At 72.3% G+C, this 15,817-nt stretch carries 18 protein-coding genes; 7 read left to right on the top strand and 11 right to left on the bottom strand.

Annotated features, from left to right (window positions below):
* The first annotated feature begins 1 nt into the window (after position 1).
* From QWU11_RS36170 to QWU11_RS36145, 6 genes are read left to right on the top strand one after another with little or no spacing between them, the layout of a single operon-like run.
* Positions 2-961, top strand: a complete 960-nt coding sequence (locus QWU11_RS36170; RefSeq protein ID WP_290119019.1) for an ABC transporter permease — start codon at positions 2-4, stop codon at positions 959-961.
* Positions 954-1,841 carry an ABC transporter permease gene (locus QWU11_RS36165; protein WP_290119018.1) on the top strand — a complete coding sequence of 296 codons (888 nt, stop codon included), beginning with the start codon at positions 954-956 and terminating at the stop codon, positions 1,839-1,841. The genes QWU11_RS36170 and QWU11_RS36165 overlap by 8 nt, the downstream gene beginning before the upstream one ends.
* Entirely contained in the window at positions 1,838-2,824 is a 987-nt protein-coding gene (locus QWU11_RS36160) for an ABC transporter ATP-binding protein (protein ID WP_290119017.1), read from the top strand. Before QWU11_RS36165 ends, QWU11_RS36160 begins: the two co-directional genes overlap by 4 nt.
* Positions 2,821-3,810, top strand: a complete 990-nt coding sequence (locus tag QWU11_RS36155) for an oligopeptide/dipeptide ABC transporter ATP-binding protein (RefSeq protein WP_290119016.1) — start codon at positions 2,821-2,823, stop codon at positions 3,808-3,810. Before QWU11_RS36160 ends, QWU11_RS36155 begins: the two co-directional genes overlap by 4 nt.
* Positions 3,806-5,596 (top strand): gamma-glutamyltransferase family protein, encoded by a 1,791-nt coding sequence (locus tag QWU11_RS36150; RefSeq protein ID WP_290119036.1) that lies wholly within the window; start codon positions 3,806-3,808, stop codon positions 5,594-5,596. Before QWU11_RS36155 ends, QWU11_RS36150 begins: the two co-directional genes overlap by 5 nt.
* 1 nt (position 5,597) lies before the next feature.
* Entirely contained in the window at positions 5,598-6,344 is a 747-nt protein-coding gene (locus tag QWU11_RS36145) for a sulfite exporter TauE/SafE family protein (RefSeq protein ID WP_290119015.1), read from the top strand.
* A 43-nt stretch (positions 6,345-6,387) separates the two neighbouring features.
* Here QWU11_RS36145 and QWU11_RS36140 read toward each other — a convergent pair whose 3' ends face one another.
* From QWU11_RS36140 to QWU11_RS36090, 11 genes are all read right to left on the bottom strand, one after another.
* The gene (locus tag QWU11_RS36140; protein ID WP_290119014.1) at positions 6,388-7,203 is read right to left on the bottom strand and encodes an RNA methyltransferase; all 816 of its coding nucleotides are present in this window, start codon (positions 7,201-7,203) and stop codon (positions 6,388-6,390) included.
* 21 nt (positions 7,204-7,224) lie between these two features.
* A complete protein-coding gene (rplT, locus tag QWU11_RS36135) occupies positions 7,225-7,599 on the bottom strand; it encodes a 50S ribosomal protein L20 (protein ID WP_285618952.1) in 375 nt (124 codons plus the stop codon).
* Between the two features lie 116 nt (positions 7,600-7,715).
* Positions 7,716-7,910 (bottom strand): 50S ribosomal protein L35, encoded by a 195-nt coding sequence (rpmI, locus tag QWU11_RS36130; protein ID WP_290119013.1) that lies wholly within the window; start codon positions 7,908-7,910, stop codon positions 7,716-7,718.
* A 151-nt stretch (positions 7,911-8,061) separates the two neighbouring features.
* Positions 8,062-8,685: a translation initiation factor IF-3 gene (infC, locus tag QWU11_RS36125; protein WP_290119012.1), complete on the bottom strand. Its 624-nt coding sequence runs from the start codon at positions 8,683-8,685 to the stop codon at positions 8,062-8,064.
* A gap of 233 nt (positions 8,686-8,918) precedes the next feature.
* On the bottom strand, positions 8,919-9,764 hold the full coding sequence (locus QWU11_RS36120; RefSeq protein ID WP_290119011.1) for a putative RNA methyltransferase: 846 nt from the start codon (positions 9,762-9,764) through the stop codon (positions 8,919-8,921).
* Positions 9,765-10,571, bottom strand: coding sequence for a shikimate dehydrogenase (locus QWU11_RS36115; RefSeq protein WP_290119010.1), 807 nt, complete (start codon positions 10,569-10,571; stop codon positions 9,765-9,767). It abuts the gene before it with no gap.
* Positions 10,568-11,743 (bottom strand): endolytic transglycosylase MltG, encoded by a 1,176-nt coding sequence (gene mltG, locus QWU11_RS36110; protein ID WP_290119009.1) that lies wholly within the window; start codon positions 11,741-11,743, stop codon positions 10,568-10,570. Before mltG ends, QWU11_RS36115 begins: the two co-directional genes overlap by 4 nt.
* On the bottom strand, positions 11,740-12,198 hold the full coding sequence (gene ruvX, locus QWU11_RS36105; RefSeq protein ID WP_290119008.1) for a Holliday junction resolvase RuvX: 459 nt from the start codon (positions 12,196-12,198) through the stop codon (positions 11,740-11,742). Before ruvX ends, mltG begins: the two co-directional genes overlap by 4 nt.
* Positions 12,199-12,221: 23 nt before the next feature.
* Positions 12,222-14,888 (bottom strand): alanine--tRNA ligase, encoded by a 2,667-nt coding sequence (gene alaS, locus QWU11_RS36100; RefSeq protein ID WP_290119007.1) that lies wholly within the window; start codon positions 14,886-14,888, stop codon positions 12,222-12,224.
* A 1-nt stretch (position 14,889) separates the two neighbouring features.
* Positions 14,890-15,132 (bottom strand): DUF6167 family protein, encoded by a 243-nt coding sequence (locus QWU11_RS36095; protein ID WP_290119006.1) that lies wholly within the window; start codon positions 15,130-15,132, stop codon positions 14,890-14,892.
* A complete protein-coding gene (locus tag QWU11_RS36090) occupies positions 15,129-15,494 on the bottom strand; it encodes a DUF948 domain-containing protein (RefSeq protein WP_290119005.1) in 366 nt (121 codons plus the stop codon). Before QWU11_RS36090 ends, QWU11_RS36095 begins: the two co-directional genes overlap by 4 nt.
* An 85-nt stretch (positions 15,495-15,579) precedes the next feature.
* Here QWU11_RS36090 and QWU11_RS36085 point away from each other — a divergent pair, with 85 nt between their 5' ends.
* Positions 15,580-15,732 carry a hypothetical protein gene (locus QWU11_RS36085; protein ID WP_290119004.1) on the top strand — a complete coding sequence of 51 codons (153 nt, stop codon included), beginning with the start codon at positions 15,580-15,582 and terminating at the stop codon, positions 15,730-15,732.
* Positions 15,733-15,817 lie beyond the last annotated feature (85 nt).

Raw genomic sequence — 15,817 nt, 5'->3', positions numbered from 1 at the left:
GATGATCTGGTTCATCCTGCGGCGGCTCGGCGCGGCGGCGATCGTGCTCTTCCTGGGCAGCGTCCTGGTCTTCCTGGGCGTACGGGCGCTGCCCGGCGACCCGGCGCGCGTGCTCGCCGGAGAGGACGCCACGCCGTCGGCGATCGCCGCCATCCGCCACGACTACGGGCTCGACCGGCCCCTGCCCGTGCAGTACGCGCGGTGGGCCGGCAAGGCCCTCACGGGCGACTTCGGCCGGTCCACCCAGGACCGGCTGCCGGTCGGTCACATCCTCACCGAGCGGCTCCCGGTCACGATCGAGCTGTCGCTGCTGGCGATGCTCGTCGCGGTCGGCGTCGGCGTCACGGCGGGCGTCGTCGCGGCGACCCGGCGCGGGCGGCTCGCCGACCACGTCGCGACCGGCTTCGGGCTGGTCGGGCTGTCGGTGCCGCACTTCTGGCTGGGCATCCTCGGCATCCTGCTGTTCTCGGTCAAGCTGCACTGGCTGCCCGCGTCCGGCTACCTCCCCTTCACCGGCGACCCCGGCGGGAACCTCGAGCGCATGCTGATGCCGGCCCTCGTGCTCGGCACCGGCTTCGCGGCGGTGCTCATGCGGCAGACCCGGTCGGCGATGCTGGAGTCGCTGTCGGCCGACTACGTGCGCACGGCGCGCTCCAAGGGCCTCCCCGAGCGCTCGGTGATCGGCGTGCACGCCCTGCGCAACAGCCTGACGACCGTGGTGACCGTCCTCGGCCTCCAGCTCGGCGCGCTGATCAGCGGCGCGGTCGTGACCGAGCAGATCTTCGTCATCCCGGGCTTCGGCAAGCTCACCGTCGACGCCGTGCTGACCCGCAACTACCCGGTCATCCAGGCGGTGGTGCTGGTCACGGTGGCCGGTTACATCGGGGTGAACCTCCTGGTCGACATCGTGTACGCGCTGCTGAACCCGCGCGTACGGCTGACGGGAGCGGCCGATGGCTGACCAGACGCTCTCCATCGCGCCGGCCGCGCGGATCCCGGTGCCGCCCGGGCGGACCCGCCAGATCTGGCGCAGGTTCCGCCGCCGGCCCGCGGCGATGGCCGGGCTCGTCCTCGTGGCCGGGTTCCTCCTGCTCGCGGTCGCCGGACCCCTGCTGACCGGCGACCCGGCGGCGCAGGACTACGCCGCCACGCTGGCGCCGCCCTCCGGCGCCCACCTGCTGGGCACCGACGACCTCGGCCGCGACCTGCTCGCCCGCGTCGCGTACGGCGCGCGGGTCTCGCTGGAGGCCGGGGTGCTGTCGGTGCTGCTGGCGATGGTCGCCGGGGTCCCGATCGGGCTCGTGGCGGGCTACTACCGAAGGTTCCTCGACCCGGTCGTGATGCGCCTGGTCGACGTCGTGCTCGCCTTCCCGTTCCTGATCTTCGCGGTGGGCATGGCGGCCATCCTGGGCCCGTCGCTGCGCAACGTGATCATCGCGCTCGGCGTCTCGCAGCTCCCCGGGATCATCCGGGTCACCCGCGGCGAGGTGCTCGTCCTGCGGGAGCTGGACTACGTGGCGGCGGCGGTGGCCGACGGCGCGGGCGATGGCCGGATCATGTTCCGGTACGTCCTGCCGGGCGCCACCAGCACGCTCATCGTGCAGGCCACCGTCGGCATCCCGACGGCGATCATCGGTGAGGCCACGCTGTCGTTCCTCGGCCTCGGCGTGCAGCCTCCGACCCCCTCGTGGGGCGTGGTGCTGACCCAGGCCCAGCAGTTCCTCGACCAGGCGCCGTGGCTGGCGATCTGGCCCGGCGTGATGATCGCGCTGTCCACGCTCGGGTTCAACCTGCTGGGCGACGGCCTGCGCGACGCCCTCGACCCCCGGAGCAGCCGATGAGCCTTCTGGAGATCACCGGCCTGAGAGTCGGCTTCGACACCGAGGACGGCGAGGTGCAGGCCGTACGCGACATCTCGCTCAGCCTCGAGCGCGGCGAGATCATGGCGCTGTGCGGCGAGTCGGGCTGTGGCAAGTCGGTGACCGCGATGTCGATCCCCCGGCTGCTGCCGCCGGACACGACGCGGCTGTCCGGCTCGATCCGACTCGACGGGCGCGAGCTGACGGGGCTGTCCGAGCGCGAGCTGCGCGAGATCCGCGGCAAGGACGTCTCCGTGGTCTTCCAGGAGCCGATGACCTCGCTGAACCCCTCATTCACGGTCGGCTTCCAGGTCGCGGAGGTGCTGCGCCGGCACGAGCGGCTGTCCCGCGCGGCGGCGCGGGCGCGGGCGGTCGAGCTGCTGGAACTGGTCGGCATCCCCGCGCCGGCCCGGCGGGTCAGGGAGTACCCCCACCAGCTCTCCGGCGGCATGCGCCAGCGCGTGATGATCGCCATCGCGGTGGCGTGCTCGCCGCGGGTGCTGATCGCGGACGAGCCGACGACCGCGCTCGACGTGACGATCCAGGCCGGGGTCCTCGACGTCTTCCGCGACCTGCGCGACCGGCTCGGCACCGCGATCATCCTGATCACCCACGACCTCGGGGTCGTCGCCGACGTCGCCGACCGCGCGGTGGTGATGTACGCGGGCCGCGCCGTCGAGGAGGCGCCGGTGGCCGAGCTCTACGCCCGGCCGCGCCACCCGTACACCGAGGGCCTGATGCGCGCGCTGCCCTCGGCCGCGGTCACCCTGGAGGACGGCCGTCGCCGCCTCGCGGAGATCCCGGGCCTGGTGCCGCCGCCGTACGCGGATCCGGAGGAGTGCGCGTTCCACCCGCGCTGCCCCCGCGCCCAGGACGACTGCACGGCCCGGCGGCCGGCCCTCGAGACGTACGGCACCGGGCACCGGGCCGCGTGCTTTCATCCCCTGCCGGGAGGCGGCTCATGACCACACCCGTTCTGGAGGTCGACGGCCTGGTCAAGCACTACCACGTGCGCGGGCAGGCCGTACGCGCGGTCGACGGGGTGTCCCTGTCGATCGGGCCGGGCGAGGTGCTCGGCCTGGTCGGCGAGTCGGGCAGCGGCAAGTCGACGATCGGCAGGTGCGTGCTGCGCCTCACCGAGCCCACCGCGGGCGCGGTCCACCTGACCGGCCGCGACATCACCCACCTGTCCCGGCGCGCGCTGCGGCCGCTCCGCCGCGACGTGCACATGGTCTTCCAGGACCCGTACTCCTCGCTGAACCCGAGGTTCACCGTCGGCCGGATCGTGGCCGAGCCGCTGCGCCGCCACGGGGTCGCCCGCGGCGGGCCGGCCGAGGAACGCGTACGGGAGATGCTGGAGCGCGTCGGCCTGGGCCCGGAGACGCACCGCCGGCGCCCGCACGAGCTGTCGGGCGGGCAGCGGCAGCGCGTCGGGCTCGCCCGCGCCCTCATCCTGGAGCCCAAGCTCGTGGTCGCCGACGAGCCGGTCTCGGCGCTGGACGTGTCCGTCCAGGCGTCGGTGCTGAACCTCATCGCCGACCTGCAGCGCGACATGGGCTTCTCATGCCTGTTCATCACCCATGACCTGTCGGTCGTGGAGTTCCTCGCCGACCGGATCGCGGTCATGTACCTCGGGCGGATCGTCGAGACCGGGCCGACGAAGAAGATCTTCGCCGAGCCGCAGCACCCGTACACCCAGGCACTGCTCTCGGCCGCGCCCGAGCCGGATCCGGCGCGGCAGCGCGAACGCCGGCGCGTCGTGCTGCGCGGCGACATGCCCAGCCCGCTCGATCCGCCGCCGGGATGCCGGTTCCACACCCGCTGCCCGGTGGCGGTCGACATCTGCCGTACCGACGAACCGCCGCTGACGGGCGTACGAGACGATGAGCGGCCCGTCGCCTGTCATCTCGTGACCTCCTCCGAGGTCCCCGACATCACTGGAAGGGATTGACGTGTTCACGACCCGCCCCGAGCTGACCGGCGACTTCGGCATGGTGGCGAGCACTCACTGGCTCGCCTCCGCCGCCGGGATGAGCGTTCTCGAACGCGGCGGCAACGCCTTCGACGCGGCCGTCGCCGCCGGTTTCGTCCTCCAGGTCGTCGAGCCCCACCTCAACGGGCCCGGCGGCGACCTGCCGGTCCTGGTGTGGAACGAGGCCGAGGAGCGGGCGACCGTCGTCTGCGGCCAGGGCACCGTCCCGGCCTCGGCGACGATCGAGCACTACACCGGCCTCGGGCTCGGCCTCGTGCCCGGCACCGGACTGCTGGCCGCGACCGTGCCCGGGTCGTTCGGCGCGTGGCTGCTCATGCTGGAGCGCTGGGGCACCTGGCCGCTGGAAGACATCCTGGCGCCGGCCATCTCCTACGCCGAGAACGGCTTCCCGGCGATCGAGCGGATCTCCACCACGATCGGCACCGTCGAGCGGACCTTCACCGCCGACTGGCCCACCTCGGCCGCGCTCTGGCTGCCCGGTGGGCGGGTGCCCGCGCCCGGCTCTCGCCTGCGCAACCCGGACCTGGCCGCGACCTACCGGAGGCTCGCCGAGACGGCGCGTACGGCCTCCGGAGACCGGGAGGCGCGGATCGGCGCCGCGCGCGACGCCTGGTACACCGGTTTCGTCGCCGAGACGATCGCGGAGTTCTGCGCGGAGACGGCGTGGCGCGACAGCTCCGGGGAGGTTCACGGCGGGCTGCTGACCGGCGACGACCTGACGGGCTGGGCGGCGAGCACCGAGGACCCGCTCGGCCTGGACTACGACCGCTACCGGGTGCTGAAGACCGGCCCCTGGGGGCAGGGCCCGGTCTTCCTGCAGCAGCTCGCGCTGCTGTCCGGCCTCGACCTGGAGGCGGCCGGATTCCTGTCGGCCGACTACGTCCACACCGTCACCGAGGCCGCCAAGCTCGCCTTCGCCGACCGCGAGGCCTGGTACGGCGACCCGGACCACACCGACGTGCCGATGGAGGCGCTCCTCGGCGCGGACTACAACGCCGCGCGGCGGGCACTCGTCGGCGCCGAGGCGAGCCGGGACCTGCGGCCCGGCAGCCCCGGGGGACGCCGGCCCGTGCTCCCCGCGAGCGCGCCGGGCGCGACGGCGCCGATCGGGGACGGCATCGGCGAGCCGACCGTACGCGCCGACGGGCGGGTGGCCGGCGACACCTGCCACCTGGACGTCGCCGACCGGTTCGGCAACCTCGTGTCCGCGACGCCGAGCGGCGGCTGGCTGCAGAGCTCGCCCGTCATCCCCGGCCTCGGCTTCTGCCTGGGCACGCGGGCGCAGATGTTCTGGCTGGAACCGGGCCTGCCCGCCTCGCTGCGGCCCGGGGCGCGCCCGCGTACGACGCTGTCGCCGTCGCTGGCGCTGCGGGACGGGCGGCCGTGGATGGCCTTCGGCACGCCCGGCGGCGACCAGCAGGACCAGTGGAGCGTGAACTTCTTCCTCGCCCTCGTGCACGGCGGCCTGAACCTCCAGGAGGCCGTCGACGCGCCGATGTTCCACTCGGTGCACTTCCCCAGCTCGTTCTACCCGCGCGGGTCGCGGCCCGGGGGGATGGTCGTGGAGGAGCGGATCGACCCGGAGGTCGTGGCGGAGCTGCGGCGGCGCGGCCACGACGTGGACGTGGAGGGGCCATGGACGCTCGGCCGGCTCAGCGCGGTCTCGCGCGACGCCGGCGATCCCGGCTTCCTGCGCGCGGCGGCGAACCCGCGCGGCGCGCAGGGCTACGCGGTCGGGCGGTGACGTGAGCCTGCCGGAGGTCGCCCTCCTCGCCGCGGCCGGGCTGGCGGCCGGGATCGTCAACGCGATCGCCGGCGGCGGGTCCCTGATCTCCTTCCCCGCGCTGCTCGCCGCCGGGTACCCGACCGTGTCCGCCAACGTGACCAACACGGTGGCGCTGTGGCCGGGCTACATCGGCGGGGCCCTCGGCTACCGCGCCGAGCTGTCCGGGCAGCGCGGGCGCGCGGTCGCCTTCAGCCTGACGAGCGTCGTCGGCGCGCTGGCCGGGTGCGTCCTGCTGCTGGTCACGCCGGACGGCGTCTTCAAGGCGCTCGTGCCGGTCCTCATCGCGGTCGCGAGCCTGCTGCTCGCGGTACAGCCGTGGCTGAAGAGGCGGCTGAGCGGCTCCGGGCGGCTGAACGGCCGGGCGCTGCTGCACGCCGGGATCTTCTTCGGCGGGGTGTACGGCGCCTACTTCGGGGCCGGGCTAGGCGTGATGCTGCTGGGCATCCTCGGGGTGTTCGTCCATGATGACCTGCAGCGGGTGAACGCCGTGCGCGCCGTGCTGTCGCTGGTCATCAACACGGTGGCGTTCGCGGCGTTCGCCCTGTTCGGCCCGGTGCGCTGGTACGCCGTCGCGGTGATGGCGGTGGCGAGCCTGGTCGGCGGCTTCGCGGGCGCGCGGGTGGCCCGGCGCCTGTCCCCCGCCGTCCTGCGCGGCGTCATCGTCACCTTCGGCCTCGGCGTCGCCGTCGCGCTGGCGATGCACTAGGCGAGCGTCGCGCAGCAGGGCGGCGGGACCTTCGAGACGGGCCCTAACCGGCGCGGTGGGCCCGGGCCGAGGTGTAGAGGCAGACGGCGGCCGCGGTGGCCAGGTTGAGGCTCTCCGCGGCGCCGTAGATGGGGACGCGGACGACCTCGTCGACGGCGGTCAGGATCTCCTCCGGCAGGCCCCACGCCTCGTTGCCGAACACCCACGCGGTGGGGCGGTCGAGCGTGCCCGCGTCCAGGGCGGTGTCCAGGGAGGACTCCCCCGCGCCGTCGGCGGCGACCACGGTCAGGCCGGCCTGCTTCAGCGCCGGGATGAGAACGTCGAACCGGGGTCCCATGACCACGGGGAGGTGGAACAGACTGCCCGCCGACGCGCGTACGCACTTGCCGTTGTACGGGTCGACCGAGGCGTCGGTGAAGATCACCGAGTCGGATCCGGCCGCGTCGGCGGTACGGAGGACGGTGCCCGCGTTGCCCGGGTCGCGCACGTGCGCCAGCACGGTCACCAGACGCGGGGCGGGGGAAAGGGCCGACTCCAAGGGGACGTCGACGAACTTACAGACGGCGAGGAGGCCCTGCGGCGTGACCGTCTGGGCCAGCTCGGACATCACCTCGGCGCTCACCCGGGCGATGGGCACGCCCGACTTCTCCGCCCGGCCGACCAGGTCCTGGTGACGGTTCTCCGCCTCGGCCGTGGCGAACAGCTCGGTCAGCACGCCGTCCAGCGCCAGCGCCTCGCGTACGGCCTGGGGCCCTTCGGCGAGGAACCGGTTCTCGCGGCGCCGGAACGCACGTTTGGCGAGCCGGCGAGCCGCCTTCACCCTGGGTGATCGGGTGGAACTCAGCTCCCGGCCCGCCATCAGCGCGGCTATCCAGCGCGGTCAGGCCGCGGCGGTGCCCGCGGGCAGCGCCTTCTTGGCCGTCTCGACGAGTACCGCGAACGCGGGGGCGTCGTTGACCGCGAGCTCGGCGAGCATACGGCGGTCGACCTCGACGCCGGCCTCGCGCAGGCCCTGGATGAATCGGTTGTAGGTCATCCCGTTGGCGCGGGCCGCCGCGTTGATCCGCTGGATCCACAGACGGCGGAACTGACCCTTGCGGTCCTTCCGGTCGCGGAAGGCGTACGTCATCGAGTGGAGCTGCTGCTCCTTGGCCTTGCGGTACAGCCTGGACCGCTGGCCTCGGTAGCCACTCGCCCGCTCCAGGACGACCCGGCGCTTCTTGGCGGCGTTGACCGCCCGCTTCACGCGTGCCACGTTTCGAACTCCCTCGTGGGGGCCGGGGCCTCGGCGGGCGCCGGCCGGTCGTAGGACTTACGGGACTGCCGGCGCCTCAGGGGCGCCGGAGCCCGGCGATCGTGATGGTGCCGGGCTTACTTGCCGAGCAGCTTCTTGATCTTCTTCTCGTCGTTCTTGTCGACCACCACGGGCCCGTCCAGCCGGCGCGTGCGCTTGGTCGGCTTGTGCTCGAGCAGGTGGTTGCGGTTGGCGCGGCGGCGCATGACCTTGCCGGTGCCGGTCACTTTGAACCGTTTCTTGGCACCACTGTGCGTCTTCATCTTCGGCATGGTCGCCGACGTCTCCCTAGTCCAAGCGCCTCGATCCGGGCGCGCGGCGGCTCCACTAGGGAGCAACGCACGCCTGGCAAGGCGCGATGTGCATGTCTCATCGCGAGACGACCCCGCTACGTGAGCAGGGTCGCGGCCGGAAAGTCCCCGGTCAGGCCGGGGCTTCGTTCTCCAGCTGCCGCCGCGCGCGGCTGTTGGTGGCAGCGCGCTGCGTTTCGGCCTTCGCCTCGCTCTTCTTCTTGTGCGGGCCGAGAACCATGATCATGTTTCGGCCGTCCTGCTTGGGCCGTGACTCGACGAAGCCGAGCTCCTCGACGTCTTCGGCCAGCCGCTGCAGCAACCGGAACCCGAGCTCGGGTCGGGACTGCTCGCGGCCGCGGAACATGATCGTGACCTTGACCTTGTCACCTGCCTTGAGGAACCGCTCGACGTGGCCCTTCTTGGTGCCGTAGTCGTGCGGGTCGATCTTCGGCCGGAGTTTGATCTCCTTGATGACGGTGTGCGCCTGGTTACGTCGCGCATCGCGGGCCTTCATCGCGGACTCGTACTTGAACTTGCCGTAGTCCATGAGCTTGGCCACGGGCGGTCGCGCGGTCGGTGCGACCTCCACCAGGTCGAGATCGGACTCCCGGGCAAGGTCGAGTGCCTTGGCGATGGGAACGATGCCGACCTGTTCGCCGTTCGGACCGACGAGTCGGACCTCGGGCACGCGAATGCGCTCGTTGATACGCGGTTCGGCGCTGATGGGACCTCCTTGGGGTACTTCGCTTGTCATGACCGGCCATACCCCGGGCCCTTCATACGAAAAGCCCCGCATGACTCACGATGCGGGGCCACTACCGGACACCTCGACGGCATGGCCGACGAGGAGAGCACACGACAGAGTCGCGTGCCTGACCGGGACCCATCAGCCTCCGCCGCTCCGGAGAGCGCGGCCGATCAGGTGGGAGGTGACCTCCGCTTGCGCGCCCGACGCCTGAACGCCGGGCCAGTCAACGGTTAAAGATATCAGCTTTCGTCGCGTGAGTCGAAAACGCGAACCTCGAACGCCGCCGTCACCCGTACGGGCTCGGCCAGCGCGGTGATCCGGCCCCGGAGGGCCTCGGGATCAGTGTGCCAGGCGCTCGGCCCCATCGCCACGAGCGAGGCGACCTGACCGTGCGTCAGTCTCAACGGCAGCTCCAGCGGCCAGGTGCCGGCCGGGGCGAACCGTTCGCCCAGCGTATCGGCGACCCGCTCGGCCTTGCGCGGGTCGACGGTGAGCAGCCCGAGCGGGCCGACCAGCTCGTCCAGGTGGTGGGCGGCCGGCGTGGCGACGAGGAGGATCCCGTCCGGCCGGAGCACCCGGTGGAACTCCCCGGCGTTGCGCGGGGCGAAGACGTCCAGCAAGACGCCGACCGAGCCCGTACGGACCGGGAGCGGGCGCCAGACGTCCCAGGTGAGGGCGCCGGCACGGGGGTGGGCCCGCGCGGCGCGGCGCAGGGCGTGCTTGGAGACGTCCAGGGCCACGCCGTACCGGCCCGGGAGCCGGTCGAGGACGGCTCCGAGGTGGTATCCGGTGCCCGCCCCGGCGTCCAGCACGCAGCCCTCGGCCGGGGCCGCCGCGGCGGCCCGTTCGGCGATCAGATCGGCGAGCGGGGCGAAGTGCCCGCCGTCGAGGAACTCCACGCGCGCCGCGACCATGGCCGCCGTGTCCGCGGTGCCGGCGCGCGCGTCGCCGGTGAGCAGGCCGGCGTACCCCTGCCGCGCGACGTCGAAGGAGTGCCCGGCCGTACAGCGGATGACCCGCTCGCCGCCGGCCAGGTCGCCGCCGCACACGGGACAGCGGAGGTAGGGCAGGACGTCGGCGAGCATCTAGGAGGCGGCGCGGCGGGCGATCTCGGCGAGGCCGGCGGCGCGCATCGCCTCCACCGGGACGTCGTCGCGGCCGGTCATCAGCGCGACCTGGCGTACGGCCTGGTGCACGAGCATGGCGTAGCCGTCGGCGATGACGCCCCCGGAGGCGCGTACGGCCTCGGCCACCCTGGTCGGCCACGGGGCGTAGACGACGTCGAGGAGCGCGCCGGTGGCCCGCGCGATCGACTCGGCGTGCGCGTCGGCGGCGCCGGCGGGCAGCGTGGAGATCACCAGGTCGGTCTCGGGGATCGGGTCGGCGTAGGTCAGGACCGTCGCGCCGACGCCGAGCCGGGTGGCGGCGGCGACGGTGCCGGCGGCGCGTCCCGGCTCGCGCGCCACCACGACGGCCTTCTCCAGGCCGAGGTCGCGCAGGGCCGCGAGGGCCGAGCAGGCGGTGGCGCCGGTGCCGAGCACGACCGCCGAGCCCGGGGCGTCCACCCCGGCCTCGGCGAGCGCGGTCACGATCCCGTGCACGTCGGTGTTGTAGCCGAGCCGCCGGCCGCCGTCGAAGACGACCGTGTTGGCACCGCCCACCGCGCGGGCGAGGCCGGAGACCTCGTCCATCAGCGGCAGCACGGCGCGCTTGAGCGGCATCGTCAGGGACAGCCCCGCCCATGACCGCTCCAGGATCGCCGCCAGGTCCTCCTCGCGGCACTCGACGGCGTCGTAGTGCCAGCCGAGGCCGAGTGCGTCGTAGGCCGCCCGGTGGAGCACCGGCGACAGCGAGTGCGCGATCGGCGATCCGAGCACCGCCGCCCGCGTCATCCGTGCGCCAGGTTCTGCTGGAGTTCCTGGCGGAACCTCTCGAACTCCGTGAAGTTGTCGGTGAACTTCGTGACGTGGCGTTTCGGGTCGGTCGTCACGAAGTAGGTCCACGGACCCTTCGCCGGGTTGAGCGCGGCCTTGAGCGCGTCCTCACCCGGGTTGGAGATCGCGCCGGGCGGCAGCCCGGGGTTCGCGTAGGTGTTGTACGGGCTGGTCGACTTCAGGTCGTTGCCGCTGGCGACGATGCCGTACTTGCCGAGTGCGTACATGACCGTGCTGTCGAGCTGGAGCTTGTGGAGGTACAGCTGCGAGTTGTGCAACCGGTTGTCGATGACCCGGGAGATCTTCGGCATGTCCTCGCTCGTGCCGCTCTCCGCCTGTACGAGGCTGGCGATCACCACGACGTCGTGCGGGGACATGTGGTTGCGCTGCGCCTCTCCTTCGAGGTCGATGTCGGCCGCGACCTTCTTGAACTGGGTGACCATCGCGCGCAGCACCTGGGTCGCGGTAGCGTCGGGCGCCGGGTCGTACGTGAACGGGTAGAGGAAGCCCTCCAGACGCCCGTGCGCGTACGAGGGCAGGCCGAGACCCTTGGGGTTCTGGGCGACACGCTGGAAGTTCTTGAGCGGGATGTGGGTGCGGGCGGCCAGGATGCTCAGTACCTGAGCGGCGCGCTTGCCCTCGGGGAAGGTGACCCGCCCGGTCCGCGACGCCGGGCTCAACAGGAGCGCCAACGCCCCCTTGGCCGACATGCGCAGCTTCAGTTGGTAGTAACCGGGCTGGATGCTCGTGGCCTTCGGGTCACTCTTAGCGATCTTGTAGAAGGCGCTGCTCGACTTGATGACGTCGGCCTGCTGCAGGCGCTGGCCCATCTGGCGCACGGAGTCGCCGTCCTGGATCTGGACGGTCACCGAGCCGGTGCCCGGGCCGTCGTAGTCCGGCGGGTGGACGATGCCGCTCAGCATCGTGAACCCGAGATAACCGCCGCCGCCCACCACCGCGACGAGAAAGATGATCGCGATGACGGGCGCGAGTTTGCGACCCCGGCGGTTCTTCTTCCGCCGTCGCCCGCGATGGCCGCGCGCGCCGCGGCCACCCCCGTTGCCGCCCGCATGGGCCGACCGCTGCCGTTCGGCGAGCTGCCGGAGAAAGTCCAGGTCCGCGTCGCTCATGAGTCCCCCCGGACAATCTCCCCAGGTGGGCGGCCCGTCAAGCGTTCGGCATCGAGGGCGGCCTGCAGCAGCACCGCCGCGGCGGCCTGGTCGACGACCTTGCGGCGTGCCTGGCCGTGCAGGCCGCGCTCGCGCAGCCCGCTCTCGGCGGTCACCGTGGTGAGCCGCTCGTCGAACAGGCGTACGGACTCGGGGGTGAGCCGCCGGGCGATGCGGGAGGCGAACCTGCGGGCCTCGCCCGCGGCCGGGCCCTCACGGCCCGAAAGCGAGGTCGGCAGGCCCACGATGACCTCGAGGGCCTCGTTCTCGGCGACGAGCTGGACGATGCGCTCGATGTCGCCCTTGCCGTTGCGTACGGTCTCCAGGGGGGAGGCCAGGATGCCGCCGGGATCACTCCGGGCGACGCCGATGCGGACACTTCCCGCGTCGACTCCGAGGCGGACGCCGCGTCTCATGCGCTGCTCCTGCCCCGCGTGTCTCACGCGCTCCCCACTGATCGGCGGACGGCGGCCAGAGCCTCCCCGATCGCCTCGGGGTTGGCTCCTCCGCCCTGTGCGAGGTCGTCCTTGCCGCCGCCTCCGCCGCCGAGCGCCTTGGCGGCTACCCCGACGAGCGCCCCGGCGCGCAGCCCGCGGGCGCGGCCCTCGTCGCTGACGGCCACGACGACCACGGGACGGTCCTTGGGCACGCCCGCGACCACGACGACGCTCGGGCGGCCCGTGAGACGGCCGCGTACATCGACGGCGAGCCTCCTCAGGTCGTCGGCGCCGACGCCGCCGGGCGCGCGGTGGGCCACGAAGGCGACGCCTCCGACGTCCTGCGCGCCGCCGGCGAGCTCGCCGGCGATCTCCAGGACCTGGCGGGAGCGAATGCGCTCCAGCTCCTTCTCCGCCTCGCGCAGGCGCGTGACCAGACCGGAGACGCGCTCGGGCAGGTCCTCACGCCGGGTCTTGAGCTGTTCGGCGAGCTGGGCGACCAGGACGTTCTCTCGGGCGAGGAACTGGAAGGCGTCGATGCCGACGAGCGCCTCGACCCGGCGTACACCGGCGCCGATCGACTGCTCGCCGAGGACCTTGATCAGGCCGAGCTGCCCCGAACGCGCGACGTGGGTGCCGCCGCACAGCTCGCGGGAGTAGTCGCCGATCTCCACGACGCGGACCTCGGAGCCGTACTTCTCCCCGAACAGGGCCAGCGCGCCCATCTTGCGCGCCTCGTCGATGGAATGGACCGAGGCGTGCACGCCGAGGTCGTCGACCAGGGTGGCGTTGACCTCGGCCTCGACGTCGCGCAGCACGCTCGGCGGGACCGCGCCGGCCGCGGTGAAGTCGAACCGGAACCGGCCCGGGGCGTTCTCCGAGCCCGCCTGCGCGGCGGACTCGCCGAGCGCGTTGCGGAAGCCGCGGTGGACCATGTGGGTCGCGGTGTGCGAGCGCGAGATCGCCCGGCGGCGTTCGACGTCGATCTGGGCGTACGCGGTGTCGCCCGCCTGCGCCTCGCCGTGGCGTACGCGCCCGCGGTGGACGACCAGGCCCGGCAGCGGCGTCTGGACGTCGAGGATCTGGACCTCCGCGCCGCCGGAGAACCGGATGACGCCCTGGTCGGCGAGCTGGCCGCCGCCCTCGGCGTAGAACGGAGTGCGGTCGAGAACGACCTCGACCTCGGTGCCCTCGCCGGCCGACGGCACGCCGGCGCCGCCGACGATCAGGCCGACGACGCGTGCCTCGGCCTCGACGGAGTCATAGCCGGTGAACACGACCGTGCCGGAGCGTTCGAGCATGTCGCCGAGGACCGAGACGTCGAGGTTGCCGGTCTTCTTGGCGGCGGCGTCGGCCTTGGCGCGCTGCCGCTGCTCCTCCATCAGCCGGCGGAACTCCGGCTCGTCGACGGACAGCCCCTGCTCGGCCGCCATCTCCAGGGTGAGGTCGATCGGGAAGCCGTACGTGTCGTGCAGCGTGAACGCCTGCGAGCCGGACACGACCGGCTCCTTGCGGCGCTTGGCCTCCTCGGCCGACGCGTCGAAGATCGCGGTGCCGGTGCGGAGGGTGGCCAGGAAGGACTGCTCCTCCGCGTCGATGACCGTGTGGATGTGCGCGGCGTCGGACCGCAGCCCGGGGAAGGTCTCGCCCATCCCCTCGATCGCGGTGGCGGTGAGCTCGTGGAGGTAACGCTCGTCGCCGGCGCCGAGCAGGCGGAGGTTGCGGATGCTGCGGCGCAGGATGCGGCGCAGGACGTACCCCCGGCCCTCGTTGGACGGGACGATGCCGTCGCCGACCATCATCGTGCCGCTGCGAACGTGGTCCGCGACGACGCGCAGCGACACGTCGGACCGGGTGTCGCGGCCGTACTTGGTCTTGGTCAGATCGGCCGCGCGGTCGAGGATCCGCCACATGGTGTCGATCTCGTAGATGTTGTCGACGCCCTGGAGGATCGAGGCCATCCGCTCCAGGCCCATGCCGGTGTCGATGTTCTTGGCGGGCAGCTCACCGAGGATCGGGAAGTCCTCCTTGCCCGATCCGGGGCCGCGCTCGAACTGCATGAAGACGAGGTTCCAGACCTCGAGGTAGCGGTCCTCGTCGACGATCGGACCGCCCTCTTTGCCGTACTCCGGGCCGCGGTCGTAGTAGATCTCCGAGCAGGGACCGCAGGGTCCGGGCACGCCCATGGACCAGAAGTTGTCGGCCATGCCGCGGCGCTGGATGCGGCCCTCGGGCACGCCGACCTTGTCGCGCCAGATCCGGAACGCCTCGTCGTCGTCGTGGTAGACGGTCGCCCAGAGACGGTCTTCGGGGAAGCCGAACCCGCCCTCGGCCTCCGGCCGCGTCAGCAGGTCCCAGGCGAAGGGGATCGCCTGCTCCTTGAAGTAGTCCCCGAACGAGAAGTTGCCCAGCATCTGGAAGAACGTGCCGTGCCGGGTCGTCTTGCCGACCTCGTCGATGTCGGGCGTCCTGATGCACTTCTGCACGCTCGTGGCCCGCGGGTGGGCCGGTTTACGCTGCCCCAGGAAGTAGGGCTTGAAGGGCACCATGCCCGCGTTGACCAGCAGCAGTGTGGGGTCCTCGGCGACCAGGCTGGCCGAGGGAACCACTTCGTGCCCGCGCTCCTCGAAGAAGCGGAGATAACGGCGGGCGATCTCTGCCGACTCCATCTCAGTGGTGGTCCTTGTCTGTTTCGATCTGCGCGTCGAGACCGAGTGCGTCACGCAACTCGTCCTCGCGGGCATGCATGGCGTTTTTGACGTCTTCGGCGAACTCACGCAGGGTCTGGCCGACTCCGGAGGCCTGGTGAACGAGGGCCTGCGGCGTCAGGGCACGCATGAGGCGCTTGAGCCGGAAGGCGGCCCAGGCGCCGAGCGTGACCCCGAGGACCAGCCAGAACAGCCGGCGGATCACCGCTTGCCGTCCTGGTTGCGTGAGCCGATCGCCTTACGAACACCATAGGAGAAGGCGGCCGCCTTAACGAGAGGGCCGCCGACCACCGAGGTGACCGTCGTGGTGACCGCGGCGGCGTTCTGCGTGACGCTGCCGACGCTCTTGGTTATGAGGTCGACCCGGTCGAGCTGCTCACCCGCACGCGTCACCGTGCTGGTCATGTCGTCCAGCAGGGGCCCGGCCTGCTCGCCGAGTTCGGCGACCATCTTGGTGGTCTCCTTCAGCAGCGCGGCAAGCCTCAGCAGGACAAAGGCGAGGAAGGCGACGAGAATCGCCCAGAACACGGCCACGATCAGGCCGGCAACCTGTCCGCCACTCAGCATCGGCTCCCTCTCCTCGGCTCGCAGACAACCTGGTCGGACAGACCATACCGTCCCCCTAACGCCGCCGGAGGCCACGTGAACGGACGTGTCCGCCCGCAAGCGGTACGGCCGTGGCGGGCACGCGGCCCGTCACCTGTCACCGACCGGCGTGGCGTCCCGCACCGGGCGGGTCGCGGCCGAGGTCAGGGACATCGCGGCGCGCGTACGGGGGTGCCGCCGGGGCGGCGTGAACGGCTGAGTCCGCCGGACCCGGACAATACTCGGGTGCGGGCCGAAACGCGCCCTTCGGCCCTGCCGGTCCGGGCCTCCGTACGCCCGGGACC

This window comes from Actinomadura sp. DC4 (assembly GCF_030406325.1).
Taxonomy (GTDB): Bacteria; Actinomycetota; Actinomycetes; order Streptosporangiales; family Streptosporangiaceae; genus Actinoallomurus.
This window is presented reverse-complemented; position numbering and strand designations above follow the sequence as displayed.